The organism is Paenibacillus sp. FSL R7-0345 (genome assembly GCF_038595055.1).
GTDB lineage: Bacteria > Bacillota > Bacilli > Paenibacillales > Paenibacillaceae > Paenibacillus_AQ.
This window is the reverse complement of the sequence record NZ_CP152002.1, coordinates 2,624,439-2,638,861: the sequence shown is the minus strand read 5'-3', so window position 1 is coordinate 2,638,861 and position 14,423 is coordinate 2,624,439. Positions and strand designations below refer to the sequence as shown.

Here is a 14,423-nt window from a genome sequence, read left to right as displayed (position 1 = left end):
GATAGTTTAGCTTAGTGCGGCTTCACCCATTCATTTTGCACAATCCGCAAATACTGCGCCTCACCGTCTTTGACGATTTTAAACAACCCGGTGTTAAAATCGGTGTGAAGCTCGCGGAAGAAGACACCCTTCATCACATTCACATTGCTGTCTTCGGCGCTTTCTGCGAGGACATAACGGTCTTTGCTGAATACAAGGTAAGCCTTAACCCCTCTTTCATGAGTCTGCTCGAGCAATTCAGGATAACGCTGTACAGCCACAATATGAAGATCGATCGGACCGAGCAGCTCCAGCAGGTCATTGATAAAATACCCCCGTGTAAGTCCCTCCCAAAAGGTCTGACCCGATTGCCCGATTATAATCTGCGTAATGTGATTCTCGCGCGCCGTATCCGCAATGACCTCAGACACACTCTTGCCGTTGCCGTCGCGGATAACAAACTGTCCTCCGGCAGACTCTGTTAGATCCTTCCAGCCCGAAAGGTATTGCTGCTTCTCCCGGTTGTATTCGTTGTCTCCCAGTGCGCCTACTGTAAGTACAATTAACGGCGCCTGTAGCAGCCCGGCCAGCTGGCTGCCTCTCTGAATCAGCCTCTGCCCGTGGGGACCGTAATGTACACAGACCATAATGCTCTCCTTGCTCATTTCCACCGCACGGCCTCCTCAAAGTTAATTTTTACCAGATAACAACACAAAAAGAGCCCGCTGTTGGCAGGCTCCTCCGGTTTACTGCGTATACAATTAAAGCTATTATATAGTCCCGGTAAGGGAAAGTAAAGCAATAACCGGCTAGGCCTTAGATTTGGCCAGATTCATCTCCGCACACATCAGCAGAAAGCCGCCTACGCCGTGCAGATCATTTTCGCTGGTCGGACGGGCGATATAGTGCTCATAGCTGCCGATGCCGGTTCCGATGCAGATGTTGCCGATGACCACATAACCCTCGTCATCAAACTTAAGCGTGTCGATTACCCCCTGATATCCTTTCCAGGCATATTCCATGTAGCTTTCATCGAGGTAGCCGAAACGGACAGCCTTGGCAATTGCATGTACATAAAGTGCGGTGCAGGAATTCTCCAGCCAGTTGTCCGGACGGTCTGTCTTATCTGTTACCTGATACCAAAGCCCCGTGGCCGGGTCCTGAAACTTGGTCAGAGCAATCAGCAGGTCCTTCGTGATCACTGCCAGCCGGGGTTTGTCCTTGTGGTCCTCCGGCATATACTCGAACATTTCCAGCAGGGCGACAGGATACCAGCCGATGGCCCGTCCCCAGAACTCTGGCGCACGTCCGGTAATGGGATCAGACCACGGGGCCTTTTTGCTGGCATCCCAGCCGTGAAACAGCAGGCCCGTCGCTTTATCATAGGTATGCCTATGCACAAGCAGCGCCTGGAACGTCATCATATCGAGGTACTCCGGCTGGTTGAAAGCCCTTGCAAACATAGCAGCAATAGGCCCTGCCATATAAAGCCCGTCCAGCCACATCTGGTTCGGATAGTGGCCTTTATGCCAGAAACCGCCTTCTTCATTAACATTCCATTCTTTCAAAAGCGGAACCAGTGTGAACAGCGCTGTTTTGTAGCGTTCATCTCCTGTTTGCTTATACAGGTTGAACAGCAGCACGCCCGGCTGAATATCATCCAGCTGTTCCCGGTGGAACTCTTTAATGGTGCCGTCCGGCTGCACCTGGGAATCTACCCAACGCTTGATATAGTCAAAATATTTACGTTCGCCAGTTTGCTGCCACACCTTCTCCATACCCGACAGAAATACGCCCTGGTGATAGTGAAAATAGTTGGGAAGCAATTGCTCAGGTTCAAATTTGTGCATCAGGGCTTCACAGGCTTTTTCTCCCCAGCCGATAGGGGTAAGTACTGTTTTCTCGGTCATATGTCGTGGTCCTCCTCGGGAATTGAATCATGTTCAACCCGATAGTAACACAGCGATCTGCTCATTTTTTGCGGAAAAGAAGTAATCCTTCTTATATCTTGCGGAATCAGATTGGGCGCCCCGTTTAAGTTAGCTTCCGGTAAAATAACGGCGGCTGACCGGTCACCTGCCGGAAGACCCTGCCGAAATGGCTCACACTGCCGAACCCGACCTTACGCGCAATCAAATGAGCAGGCAGCCTGGTTTCTGCCAAAAGCTTAATGGACTCTTTGACCCGGACACTGTTCACATATTCCACCAAAGTAAAGCCCGTCGCCTTCTTAAAGCACCCGCTTAGATAGTAAGGGCTGATGAAGAAATGTTCCGCCAGCAGCTGCAGCGACAGCTTCTCCGTATAGTGCCCGTTGATATACCGGACTACAGCAGATATCCGTTCATGCATCGGGCTGGGGTATTCAGCCGGCTCCTCCTTGTCATCTGTCATCCTGCGGCAGCTGAACAGAATCAGCTGCTGAACCAGCGTCAGCAAGAACAGCTCAAACCCCGGCTCACGCCGCTGAACCTCGCCAATCATTCTTCTGGCCAGCTCATCGGTATACAGCCGCTCCTGCATGCTGCACCTGATGATCCGGTAGTCCGTCCCCAGCAGCGGAGCGAGCACCTCCAAGCCGGCATCCTCTACCTGCCTGGGCAGCATCAGATCCCTGTGAATGTTTACGATCAGCCGCTCATGCTGGGGCTCGGCTGCATTCGTCGTCCGGTGGAGCACATGGGGCGACACAATCATCACATCCCCCGCTTGAATCTCCATTGTCCGGTCGCGGATAAAAAACTCTCTTTTGCCGGACAGCAAATAGTAGATTTCATATGTATTGTGGAGGTGGAAGATGGGCATATTATGGGACTCCGCCTGTCGGTGGGTCAGCTCGAAGGCTCTGTCAAACCTGCTGAATTTCAATTCACTCACGTTCGTTTCTCCTTTTGGTACAGCCCGAAGAAAGATAGTATAACTTCTCTATAGCTTAACGTAAGCGCTTGCGTTATACCATAAAAAAAGTCCCGGACAGAGAGGATCTGGCCGGGACTTTACAGCAATATTTATTCAAAAACCTTCATCATACGATTCATTCCATTCCCCAAAGTCAGCTCCATATACCAGGAAAAGGACGCACGGGGCGGGATCAGCCGGGCTGTTCTGTTGCGTACTGCCACATCAAGTGAATCATAATAGCCGATGCCCGGCTCCAGTGCACAGGTTACCCGGTCATTGAACATCCCTTTATCCACCCAGATGCCCAAGTAAGGCACTTTGTCAGGCGGAACGGTTAGGCACAGGAAGTCGCCGCTATATTCTCCATATAAACCAGAACAGCCCTGAGGAATATTACCCGGGTAATACAGCTTCCTGCCATCTCCGGTCACTGCGGGAGCTACCAGAGACAGCTGATCCCAATGGTAAAGCTCACCAGTCCTCAGGCCATGCCCCCCGTACACACACAGCAGCTCTTTCATGGTCTCAGGAATAACCACCCGTGTCGGCTCAATGACTGCAAATTGCGGGTGCGGCACCCATAGAAACGGCATGGTGCCGTTACTCAGGTTGTCGACATGATAATCGAACCGGATGATGTCTGCGGAAAGACAGGAAATGGTCCTAGTGAACACATACGGAAACCGGGGACTGCGGACGGAGCTGATAATAGAATCTGCATTGATCCTGCAATCCCAGGAAAGCGCCCATATTTCCCCGTGATCAGGCACAGCACCCTTCTCGCCTGCATCCCATTGACAGCTGTTTATCGAAGGAAAACACTCATCCCAGCCGCTCATATCCCAATCCCCGAAGGAAGAACCATACTCCGGTTTCCGCAAAGTGCGAAAGCCGGAATCCAGCATCCATTCCTTCCCCGTCGGCTTATATAGAATCGAAACCAGCTTACCGCCGATTTCCGGCACGGTTTCCAGCCTGATCTGCCTACTTTCAAGCACCAGAGAATTGAAGCCTTTATAAGTCGAGGCGGTAATGTTAACCGGACTGTTCGGTGTCATCAGCCTGCTTCCTTACTTGCCGAGAAAAGCCTTCGTCTGGGCTTCCACCTCTGCCCTTACCTTCTCGATGCCGGCTGACTTCAGCTTGTCATTCAAAGTGGCGAACGCTTTGTCCACATCCTTTACCGAGCCGATTGTAATCGGCAGATAATACTGGGAGGATACATTTTTGAGGTTGGCAATTTCCGATTTCACCTTCTCCGAATTAAAGGAGAAGCCCAAATAGGTTGGAGGAGCAAGCATATCCTTTATCTTGTTGTTCAGCTCAATGTAGGAGTCCGTCCAAGAGACACTTGGTTTAAAATAATCCTTGTTGACGAACCAGAACCCGGCCGCATCCGCGGGATAGGTATTCGTTTCCGGTGTAATGCCTTCCGGCAAGGTAAGCTTGCCGTCTGCGGTTACAGCGTAGTTTTTGCCTTCGATACCATAGTAAGCCAGGTACACATAAGCTTCATCCTGCATAATCAGGTCCAGCGCCTGCAGGGCACGCTCCGGATTGGCCGAGTTGGCAGCGATGGCAACACCGTTGTTCAGCCAGCTGCTGGTAGGGGCATGGCCTGTCGGTGACAGCACCGGCATGACATAGGTTTCAATGCCTTTATCCGCGCTTGCGGCAAGGGTAGCCTGGATGTCGATGGAATTGCCGAAAGCAACGCCTGCCTTGCCTTCAACGAAATTATCCTTGGAACGGACCTTGTTCGAATACGGATTCTTGTTCACATAACCCGCGTCGTACCATTGCTTCATCGTATCTGCCGCATATTTAAAGGCGCTTTGTACAGGCTCGTCCGTAATGCTGAGAATTTTGCCTTCAGGGTCCTCATTGTCGGTGAACAGGCCGACTGAAGAAGGGTCACCGGAATCAAGCGGCGCACCAGGGTAAGCAAACTTTTCGCTGGCCAGTGCACCAAACGGGGTCGGAAGGTCATATTGGGAATCCAGGTTAAGCGGAATCATATCGGGATAATTTTGCTTCACCGCTTCAAAGTACGGAGTAAGCTCGGAGATGCGGGTCGGATTCGTAAGTCCGGCTTTATCCATAATATCCTTGCGCAGCACAATCACATTGACCTTGCGGTCTGGCGTTGTGGTAGGAATCATATACTGCTTGCCGTTCACCTCTGCTGCTTTGTAGGCAGCCGGGTCCTGATTGGCATAGTACTTCGGCATGTTGCTCTTGATCATCTCTTCATTCAACTCAAGAAACGAGCCCTTGTTCGACTCCGAAACATAGAAGTTCCAGTCTGCCGTGAATATGAAGTCCACATCCTGGCCGGAAGCAAGGATCAGCGGATATTTGGAGGCTACATCCCCCCAGCCGATATAGTTGATCTCCAGCGTAGCATTAATATCCTTTTTCAGCTTCTCGTTAAGCGCCTCCATAACCTCAGGCATGCCCTTTGGTGCTTCACCGAGCAGGTAGCCGGACAGCTTCACTTCCTTGCTGTTGTCCGGCTTGCCGCTTTCTGCCGACGGTGCCTGGGTTGCTGCTCCCGCCGGAGCATTTGTAGCCGCATTCTGCGTACTGTTATTGTTGTTCCCGCCGCAACCCGCAAGCACTGTAGTCAACAGCAAAGTTGCACTCAATACCAATAGCCCTCTTTTTTTTACCCTTTTCATTATGCTGGCCTCCCTTGTATCTGATAACTGAATCTATATACATTCCGCAGCCTGGCGGAACCTATATCAGCCCTTGACGGCACCAATGGTGATACCGCTTACGAAATACTTCTGTACAAACGGAAAGATCAGCACAATCGGACCGGTGGCAATCACAGTCATTGCCAGCTTGAATGTTTCCTTTGGCATATCCAGATTGGATACATGCTGGGACATCGCAGCCGACAGGTTGATGGAAGACAGCATCTTGTACAACAGATACTGCAGCGGAATCAAGTGGTCTTTGTTCGTGAACATCATTGCGGTCCACCAGTCATTCCAGTAAGCCAGTGCTGTAAAAACACCGATAGAAGCAAGCGCCGGCTTCGTCAGCGGCAGCACTATCTTCAGGAAAATCCGGAAATCTCCGGCTCCGTCGATTTTGGCTGATTCCAGCAGCGGCTCCGGTACCGACCCGCGGATAAAGCTGCGCAGAATCAGGATGTACATTACATTGAACATTGGCGCGAGAATCAGTACGGCATAGGTGTTGGTCAGATCAAGGTTGCGGCTGATCCAGATGTAGTATGGAGCCAGGCCCCCATTGAACAGTGTTGTAAAGAACAGGAAGAAGGATAAGGCGTTACGGTGCTTCAGATCCTTGCGGGACAGGACATAGGCTGCCATCATAGAGATGAACAGCGAGAGCACCGTGCCTACCACCGTAACGATGATGGAGACCTTATAACCGTTCAGTAAGTCTGCTGGATAACGAAAAATATAGCTGAACGCTTCAAGCGAGAAGTCGCGTGGCCAGAACCAGTAGCCTTCCTGCAGAATTGCACTTTCGGATGAAAAGGCTCCCGAGACCAGCACGATGAACGGCAGGACACAGATTAGTGCAATAAGCCCCACAATTGTGTAAGCAATGGCTGTGAATAACGGCGCCGAATTCAGCTTCGGGTTAACAGAGTTGCTGTCTATGGTAATCACCTGCTTTTTTAAGAATAATAGTTAGAACAAGGCCTGGTCTTTGTCGTATCTGCGTACCATCCAGTTGGCGCCAAGGATAATGATCAGCGTCAGTACGGATTGGTAGAACCCGACGGAGGAAGCCATTCCAAAATCGGCTGTACCCATCAGCGAGCGGAAGGCCAGCGTATCAATAATATCTGTAGCATCCATCAGCAGCCCGTTATTTCCGATTAACTGATAGAACATATCGAACTCCCCGCGCATAATCCGGCCCAGTCCGAGCAGCAGCAGAATGATCATGGTCGGCTTCAGCAGCGGCAGGGTAATCTTCGTTATTTTCTGAAATTTCGTTGCCCCGTCAATCGTGGCTGCTTCATAGATTTCCTGATCGATGCCGACGATGGCCGCCAGATACAGCACGCTGCCGTAACCCACCCATTTCCATACATACAGGAAAGGCAGAATGAGATACCAGTACCAGGTCGTCGAATAAATATCAATCGCTTCCAGATGGAAAGAGGCGAAGATCCGGTTAACGATGCCGTATTCATAATTCAGGAAATTGTAGACAAAGGCAGATACGGTCACCCAGGATATAAAATACGGCAGAAACATTAAGGTCTGGGACAGCTTTTTAAACCATTTCTGCCTGATTTCCGAGATAACGACAGCAGCAAGAATGGAAAAGACAGTGTAACAGGTTAAAAAAGCAAGATTGTAAATAATCGTGTTGCGTGTTACGAGCCAGGCTTTGCCGGACTGGAAAAAATAGCTGAAGTTGTCCAGGCCTACCCATGGACTGCCAAAGATTCCGCCCTTCACGGTATAGGACTGAAACGCCATTACAATGCCGGCCATCGGAATATAGGCAAAGATAATAAAATATACCGCGATGGGGACAAACATCAGGTACAGCACCCAATGGGAGCGGATATCCTTCAACCAGCCCCCTTTCGGTAAGCTCGCCGGCTTTGGCGCCGCCAGTGTTCCCGCACCTGTTTTGGGCCGGGTTTTCATGTTCACATTGATCACCTTCCGTCTAGTTTCTGTTAGCCTCTCTCCTCTTTTATTGTAAAAGAGCAGCCCCCCTGCCAGTAACGAGCCAAAGCTACGATAACCTTCGAAAACTTAAGCTGGTAAAGGATTTTACACGCAAAAAAGCAGCCGGCGGTGACATGCTCCGCCGGCTGCTTTACTTGGAATATTCAGTTTTTCGTTAACGACCAGTCGTCCACACGCAGCCAGTTGCCTGCATTCGCAACACTGTATACGCCGATTTGTGCGCTGCCGTTTGTTACTGCAATGTCGGGAATCGTAATCTCGGTCCAGTTATTCATCACCGTATTGACCGCCGCATTTTTTTCGGCTCCGCCGTAATTTTTGACAAAAATCTGGGCTGTCTGCTGGCCTCCGCCGCTCTTGACCCAGGCCTTCAAGGTATACGTCCCGTTAGGCAGGCCTGATACATTCTGGTACATGCTGGCGCTGTAAGCGGTATCACTATACTGTGTCATCGAATAACGTCCGGTACGTCCGGGCGATATATTGGAGTTGGGATCAGCCGTCGTATTTTTCCAGTTGGACCAGCCGGTTAATGTGTTGAGCGTAATCCGGTCCGCCTCGTAGCTCGGATTCATAATGTAGTTGTTCCCTGCGGCAACACTCCACGTACCGGCTGCTGCATCCAGATTGAATTTGCTCAGGGAATTCAGCACTGGCTCCGTACCGTTAAAAGACAACGGCATCCACTGGTTATAGCCGAGCCCGTTGCCGGCGAAGTCACTCCAGCGGTCACCGGCGAACAGGATGGTCGTCCCGGAACTTCCCTGCACATGGATGAAAAAACCGGTCTGCGACACATGCGAGTAATCTTTTTCCGAATTGGCCATTATGGATTCCGCCGAATACGGACCGGTTATACTGGTAGACGAAATGACATATGCGTGAGAGGCATTCCAGCCGTGCAGGTCGGAGGAAGCGATGTAATATCTGCCGTTGTACTTGAACATGGCATTGCCTTCCCGTCCTCCTAACGTGCTCTGAAACACCTGGGTTGCCGGTTCAATGTTCAGATAGTCGGAAGCCCGCAGCTCTGACACATAGGTCCGTGACCGCCCGCTCGCGTTGCTGAAGACCAGGTACGCTTTTCCGTTATCATCAACGAAGGTGGACTGGTCTCCGGGGAGATTGTTAACCACATTGGTAATGGAGGTCTGTACATGATGAAAGGCAAAGGCTCCGGTCGGGGTGCTGCTGGTGGCAAAGGCCACACCGCTGCCCTCGGGCCCGGCGTACTGGGTGATTAACACATACTTCTGGGTGTTGGTGTTATAAACGACACCCAGCCGGCCCAGCCAATCGGGGTCCCAGGTTGTCCCTTCGGCACCCGCTGTAATAACATTGCCGCGGAATGTCCAGTTCACCAGATCGGTTGAGGAGTAGCAGGTCACCGCCGCAAAGCTGGTATCACTGTTTTTGGCGCTTGGATTGTTATAGTAGGAAACGGCCCCGTTATATTTGACACCATACCAGTAGTACGTACTGCCTACCTTGAGTATGTTGCCCCCCTGAGAATAAATCGGATTTCCAGCCGTATCCTTCCAGAATACGTCGTTGGTAATCGTTCCGGCTGCAGCCTTGGCCGGAAGCGGCCCGAAGGCAAATACGGTAATCAGAACAACCAATGCCCATTGAAACATAATGAACAGCTTGCCCTTCTTCATTTACATACACCCTTCCTCAAATGGATTATGCTAATTCGCACCCATTATATAAGGAAGCTGATTCCCGGTAACAGTAAGTAAAGCTGCGATTTTGTTTTAAATCCTATTGTTTCCCCTCTAAAAATACTGCTGCCTGCTGCTTTACCTCTGCTTTTACCTTGTCGATGCCTGCTGCTTTAAGCTTTACGGCAAGCGTGGCAAAGGCAGCATCCACATCCTCCACCGCTCCGATATAAATCGGCTGGGCGTACTCGATCGAGACACTTTTCAGATTGGCAATTTCGGTTTTGACATTTCCGGAATTAAACAGAAAGCCCAGGTAGATCGTCGGTTTCAGATAACCGTCGATCCGCCCCCTCATCTCTGCATAGCTGTCCGTCCATACCGCCATCGGAGGAAACAGCTGCTTGTTCACAAACCAGAAGCCCGAGGCATCTGGCGGATAAGAATTACTCTCGGCACTCACGCCTTCCGGCAGTCCAATCCTGCCGTCACTCTGAATCTTATAATTCCGTCCTTCAATTCCATAGTAAGCCAAAAAAGCATACGAGGGCTCTTCCATTATCAGGTCAAGGGCCTGCAGCGCCCGCTCCGGATGTCTGGAGTTCGCGCTGATCGCCACTCCGTTATTCAGCCAGGAGGACTGGCTCGTTGTACCGGAGGGATACAGCATGGGGAATGGATACACCTCGATCCCCTTTTCCTTGCAAAGTGTAAACACCTGTGCCAGATCATTAGTATTGCCGAAGGCTATACCGGATTTCCCGTAACAGAAACTCTGTTTGGACCGCACCTGATTGGCAAACGGGTTTCTGTTGACGTATCCTTTATCGTACCAGTCCTTCATTGTACGAGCCGCCTTCTTTTGGATACTGAGCATCGGCTCCTCAACCATGGACCACAGCTCACCTGAATGATCGTCCATATCGCCGACTATGCCCTGCGCGGACGGATCTCCGGAGTCTATAGGAGCGCCCGGCCAGCCTGTCTGTTCAGCCAATAAATAGCCGTAAGGCGTTGACAGGTCGAATTGTGAATCCAGGTTAAGGGGGATCATACCCGGGTAGCTATTTTTGATTACGGCCAGATACGGCTCAATCTCGGAAAAGGCAGTAATTTCTCTGAGCCCGGCCTTTGCCATCACATCCTTGCGGAATAAGGCCAGATTGATCTTGCGTTCCTGTACAGCGGTAGGGATCATATAAGACTGGCCGTTCACCAGCGACGCCCGCCATGCTTCTTCCGGCATCAGCGCCATGTGACGGGGCATGTACGTACGCAGCAGCTCCTTGCTGAGCGGCATAAATGCTCCTCTTGACGCTTCGGCGGTGTAGGAGGACCAGTCGGCAGCGAATATGAAATCAATATTCTCTCCGGATTCAAGCAGCAGTGAATATCTGGAGGCCAGCTCGTCCCAGGCGATATAATTCAGCTCCAGTGTGGCATTGATATCCTGCTTCAGCTTGTCATTAAGCGCACGAAGCACCTCCGGCAAGCCCGGAGGCGCTTCGCCGATCAGGTAGCCGGTCAGCTTCACTTCATTCTTGTAGGCCGGGTCTGAAGCAGATGCCGGCACAGTTCCTTCTGCCTCCGTGCCGCTGTGCCTGAACGCACCGCCCAGCCAGACCAGCACTGCGGCTGCCAGCATCAGCACGGATATGCAGCCGAATATAACCCTCCTCAATGGACTAACCTCCAATGCTGTAATCGCCCTCAGTCAGTTGCATGCTATGCGGAATAGAAGCCGGTGCCGGTTCTGCGGTCAGGTACACGCATGGACACACGGGTCCCGCTTCCCGGAGTACTCGCAAAGGTAATCCCGTACATCACCCCGTAGGACAGCTTTAGCCGTTCTTCAATATTGCGTACCCCGTAACCTCCGCCCTTGCTCCCGCCTCCGCTTTTCTCCTGGAAAATAGCCGACAAGGCTGCTGCGTCCATCCCTACTCCATCGTCAATAACTTCAATGCGTACATCGCCTTTATCGGCTGAGGCAGTGATTCGGATGGTACCCGCTTCCTCCTCCTTTTCCATGATGCCGTGAAGAATGGCATTCTCCACGAGCGGCTGGAGGACGATCTTGGGCAGCTCGCATTCGTACAGTTCATGCGGGACCTCAAGCACCAGGGCAATTCCGTTGCCGAAGCGCATATTCTGAATCCGTACATATGCCTCTATATGCTGCAGCTCACTCTCCAGCGTCACATACTCTTTTCCGTTACTCAGGCTGAGCTTATAGAACACGGCTAGCTCGTCTACGACGCGCTTGATTTCCCGTGAGCCCGACTCGATGGCCATTACATTGATCAGATCGAGCGTGTTGTACAGAAAATGCGGGTTAATCTGTGCCTGCAGCGCATTAAGTTCTTTGTTCTTGACTTCCCTGCCGAGAGAATAGGTCTCCTCTATCAGACCGGTCATGTTATTGACCATCATATTAAAATTATGGGTAAGCTCGCCGATTTCATCTTCGTTGGCCGGAAGCGGAGCGAGCTGAAACTTGCCGTTTTTGACCTTGCGCACATGCAGAATCAGCTGCCTGATCCGTTTGGTTGCCGATGCCGACACAAAAAAGGAAAGCGGAAGCATCAGCGGAATGACCAGCAGAAAGATGGAAATGATCCGGTTGCGCGCTTTGGTGCTTGACTCCAGAATATCCGTATAGGGGACGATCAGTGCAACCGTCATCGACGTATTCGGAATGTGCTGCAAGCCCAGGAGATGACGTTGTCCGTTAAAGGAGTAATTCTCGTCGTAATAGCTGGTCTCCTCCCCGGCTGACAGGAGCGCATTGATCTCCTGAACCGGATACTGCAGATCCCGGCCGGAATCGGCCCGGCTGATCAGCTCCCCCTGTTCGTTGAACAAAAGCGCAGAAGTCCCCGGAGTCAGAATCGCGTGATCCAGCACAGAGTGCATCGCCTCGCCATGCACTCTGGCACGGACAATGCCGTCAAACTCTCTAATGTTATTAGCACTCGGGATTTTGCGCAGGATGGACAGCTCGCCTCCGCCAGACTCCGCGTCAACATCAGCAGAGGGCAGCCACATAAAGGCGGACTTTTCCGCAGTGAAGCGCTGCAGCCAGGCCGTCTGCCTGTAATTTCTCATATTCAGGAAGTCCGTATTTTCTGTAGCACCGGCCAGGCCGTCCTTCATATAGACCTGGATGGAAATAATATCTTCATTATAACGGAACTGATTGACAAGCCGGGATAACCGCAGCGCTTCCATATGCCACTGGTTAACATCCTCAAACTGCCGGGAGTCAGCGGAGACACTGGTCTGCAGCAGTGAGTTGAAGGAGATGAAATTGAGCACCTCGGTAATTGCCTGAGACTTGTATTCCAGGTAGGACTTTGTTTCATCAAGCATTTTACGCGAGGAGTACACTGCCGCTTCCTTGTTCTCCTGCTGGGTGAGATTTAAATGGATGAACAGAAGCAATAGAAACGGAATCGCAATAACAAGCAGATAGGTCGCAAAAAGCTTGTAACGGATGCTGAGATTGGCGAACCGGATTCTTTTCTTCATTTCATGGCACGCTCCCTGTATTCACTCGGCGTACAGCCCTCACAGCGTTTGAAAAAGGTAGTAAAATAATTGGCGTCCGTGAATCCGAGGTCCAGTGCAATCTCAAGCAGCTTCACATTGGGCTCACGCAACCGTTCCTTCGCTTTGCTCATTTTGGTTTCGGTGATGAATTCCTTGACCGTCTGCCCCCGCTGCTTCTTGAAGAAGGCGCACAGGTACGTTTCACTCAGCTGGACATGCTCGGCGATATCCCTGATTGTAAACCCTTTTTCGTGAAAATGGGAATGGATAAACCGGATAATCTCCCGCATTTTCCCGGCCCCCGCCGCATGCTCCCCATCCGGCTGCTCCTGAAGCAGCTCCAGAAAAGTCAGCACATATTGCTCCAGCCCCTTAAGGCTCGATAGGCGGTCCAGCTCCTTCCACATGTATCTGCGCTCCGCATCTTCAGACAGCTCTGCAACGCCCAGCTGGGCGGCACATTCCAGAACGGTAAGCAGAAATTGAAAGTACGTATCCTTTAACCGCAAAATATCAAGGTCCATCCTTAAGCCGGCATATTCCGTCCACTGGCGCAAGATGCCCTTCGCCGCCTCAACCTCTCCTTTTTGCAGATGCCCGCGCATCCGGCGGACCTCATCCCGGTTCATCTCCAGCGGCTCATGACGTTCCAGGGCATCCGCAAAGACAAGCTTCGTCTGGCTGTAATAATATTGCAGCGCACAAGCATCTGCAGCAAGCCTGTACGCGGCGGGAATGTCCAATAATGAAGCAGCCGGTTCGCCGATGCCAATCTTCAGTTCAATGGCCGGTCCGGCAAGCTTCAGCAGCACATCCGCAAGATTCTCGGCTGTTTCCCGCCCCTCCCGGTAAGAGCTGCGGTATTCGCCCGGGACAATAAGCACCAGGCGGTTAGCATAATCGAAGCCTGCTATCGCACGCCAGGCCAGAATCTGCGGCTCGCGGTTAATGGCATCCAGCAGTGAATCCTGAACTGGTAGCGGATCCTCCGGAAGGTCAGCAGGATTCCAGTACAGCTCTGCTGCGAGCACCGTATACGGCCCGCTCAGGGGTAACAGAAAGGTTTCACTGCTGAGCAGGGCCGGTCCGACATGGGGAGAGTCCGGCCGGACAATCAGCTTGCGCACCATTTCCTGTCTGAGAAAGGGCAGACTTCTGTCAACCTCAGCCTGCAGCTGAAGCTCCGCCGCCTGCTTCCGTCTTTCCTCTGTACACAGCTGGACGGCAGCCTCAACCGCCGCCTGCACCTCCTCGAGAATGATCGGTTTTTCCAGATATGTTAACGCTTTCAAAAATATGGCCGATTTCAAATATTCCTTATCCGAGAATCCGCTCAGAAAAATGATCTTGCATCGCGGATTCCGCTCCCTGTAACGCTTGCTGAATTCGATGCCGTTCAGCTTGGGCATCCGCACATCACAAATAATAATATCCGGCGTCCACTCCGCCGTCAGCTCAAGCGCGGCGAGGCCGTTGCGTGCTGCCCTGACCTCGCCGATCCCGAGCTCCTCCCAGGGAATGTAATTCCGCAGCAGCTCCCTGGTTCTGTTTTCATCCTCTACAATTAGCAGCCTGATCATATAAACCTCCCTGAGCACGCACCAAACTATGAGCTAGGCTAGTATTATAT

At 51.7% G+C, this 14,423-nt stretch carries 11 protein-coding genes; all 11 read right to left on the bottom strand.

Annotation, left to right across the window (positions count from 1 at the left end; genetic code table 11):
- Positions 1-11 precede the first annotated feature (11 nt).
- A complete protein-coding gene (locus NST84_RS10990; RefSeq protein ID WP_342566402.1) occupies positions 12-644 on the bottom strand; it encodes a universal stress protein in 633 nt (210 codons plus the stop codon).
- A 144-nt stretch (positions 645-788) separates the two neighbouring features.
- Entirely contained in the window at positions 789-1,889 is a 1,101-nt protein-coding gene (locus NST84_RS10985; RefSeq protein ID WP_342565603.1) for a glycoside hydrolase family 88 protein, read from the bottom strand.
- A gap of 124 nt (positions 1,890-2,013) precedes the next feature.
- Positions 2,014-2,856, bottom strand: a complete 843-nt coding sequence (locus NST84_RS10980) for an AraC family transcriptional regulator (RefSeq protein WP_342565602.1) — start codon at positions 2,854-2,856, stop codon at positions 2,014-2,016.
- A 131-nt stretch (positions 2,857-2,987) separates the two neighbouring features.
- Positions 2,988-3,938 carry a hypothetical protein gene (locus NST84_RS10975; RefSeq protein ID WP_342565601.1) on the bottom strand — a complete coding sequence of 317 codons (951 nt, stop codon included), beginning with the start codon at positions 3,936-3,938 and terminating at the stop codon, positions 2,988-2,990.
- 12 nt (positions 3,939-3,950) lie between these two features.
- The gene (locus NST84_RS10970; RefSeq protein ID WP_342565600.1) at positions 3,951-5,561 is read right to left on the bottom strand and encodes an extracellular solute-binding protein; all 1,611 of its coding nucleotides are present in this window, start codon (positions 5,559-5,561) and stop codon (positions 3,951-3,953) included.
- A gap of 66 nt (positions 5,562-5,627) precedes the next feature.
- Positions 5,628-6,533, bottom strand: a complete 906-nt coding sequence (locus tag NST84_RS10965; RefSeq protein ID WP_231576452.1) for a carbohydrate ABC transporter permease — start codon at positions 6,531-6,533, stop codon at positions 5,628-5,630.
- Positions 6,534-6,554: 21 nt separating this feature from the next.
- Positions 6,555-7,421, bottom strand: coding sequence for an ABC transporter permease subunit (locus NST84_RS10960; protein WP_342566401.1), 867 nt, complete (start codon positions 7,419-7,421; stop codon positions 6,555-6,557).
- A gap of 299 nt (positions 7,422-7,720) precedes the next feature.
- Entirely contained in the window at positions 7,721-9,238 is a 1,518-nt protein-coding gene (locus tag NST84_RS10955) for a family 43 glycosylhydrolase (protein WP_342565599.1), read from the bottom strand.
- A 103-nt stretch (positions 9,239-9,341) separates the two neighbouring features.
- On the bottom strand, positions 9,342-10,922 hold the full coding sequence (locus NST84_RS10950; RefSeq protein ID WP_342565598.1) for an ABC transporter substrate-binding protein: 1,581 nt from the start codon (positions 10,920-10,922) through the stop codon (positions 9,342-9,344).
- 44 nt (positions 10,923-10,966) lie between these two features.
- Entirely contained in the window at positions 10,967-12,772 is a 1,806-nt protein-coding gene (locus NST84_RS10945; RefSeq protein WP_342565597.1) for a sensor histidine kinase, read from the bottom strand.
- Positions 12,769-14,373 carry a response regulator gene (locus tag NST84_RS10940; protein ID WP_342565596.1) on the bottom strand — a complete coding sequence of 535 codons (1,605 nt, stop codon included), beginning with the start codon at positions 14,371-14,373 and terminating at the stop codon, positions 12,769-12,771. The genes NST84_RS10945 and NST84_RS10940 overlap by 4 nt, the downstream gene beginning before the upstream one ends.
- Positions 14,374-14,423 lie beyond the last annotated feature (50 nt).

Coding starts and splice junctions, on each gene's coding strand:
- NST84_RS10990 (WP_342566402.1), bottom strand. CDS start 644: ATGAGCAAGGAGAGCATTATGGTCTGTGTACATTACGGTCCCCACGGG.
- NST84_RS10985 (WP_342565603.1), bottom strand. CDS start 1,889: ATGACCGAGAAAACAGTACTTACCCCTATCGGCTGGGGAGAAAAAGCC.
- NST84_RS10975 (WP_342565601.1), bottom strand. CDS start 3,938: ATGACACCGAACAGTCCGGTTAACATTACCGCCTCGACTTATAAAGGC.
- NST84_RS10970 (WP_342565600.1), bottom strand. CDS start 5,561: ATGAAAAGGGTAAAAAAAAGAGGGCTATTGGTATTGAGTGCAACTTTG.
- NST84_RS10960 (WP_342566401.1), bottom strand. CDS start 7,421: ATGTTTGTCCCCATCGCGGTATATTTTATTATCTTTGCCTATATTCCG.
- NST84_RS10955 (WP_342565599.1), bottom strand. CDS start 9,238: ATGAAGAAGGGCAAGCTGTTCATTATGTTTCAATGGGCATTGGTTGTT.
- NST84_RS10945 (WP_342565597.1), bottom strand. CDS start 12,772: ATGAAGAAAAGAATCCGGTTCGCCAATCTCAGCATCCGTTACAAGCTT.
- NST84_RS10940 (WP_342565596.1), bottom strand. CDS start 14,373: ATGATCAGGCTGCTAATTGTAGAGGATGAAAACAGAACCAGGGAGCTG.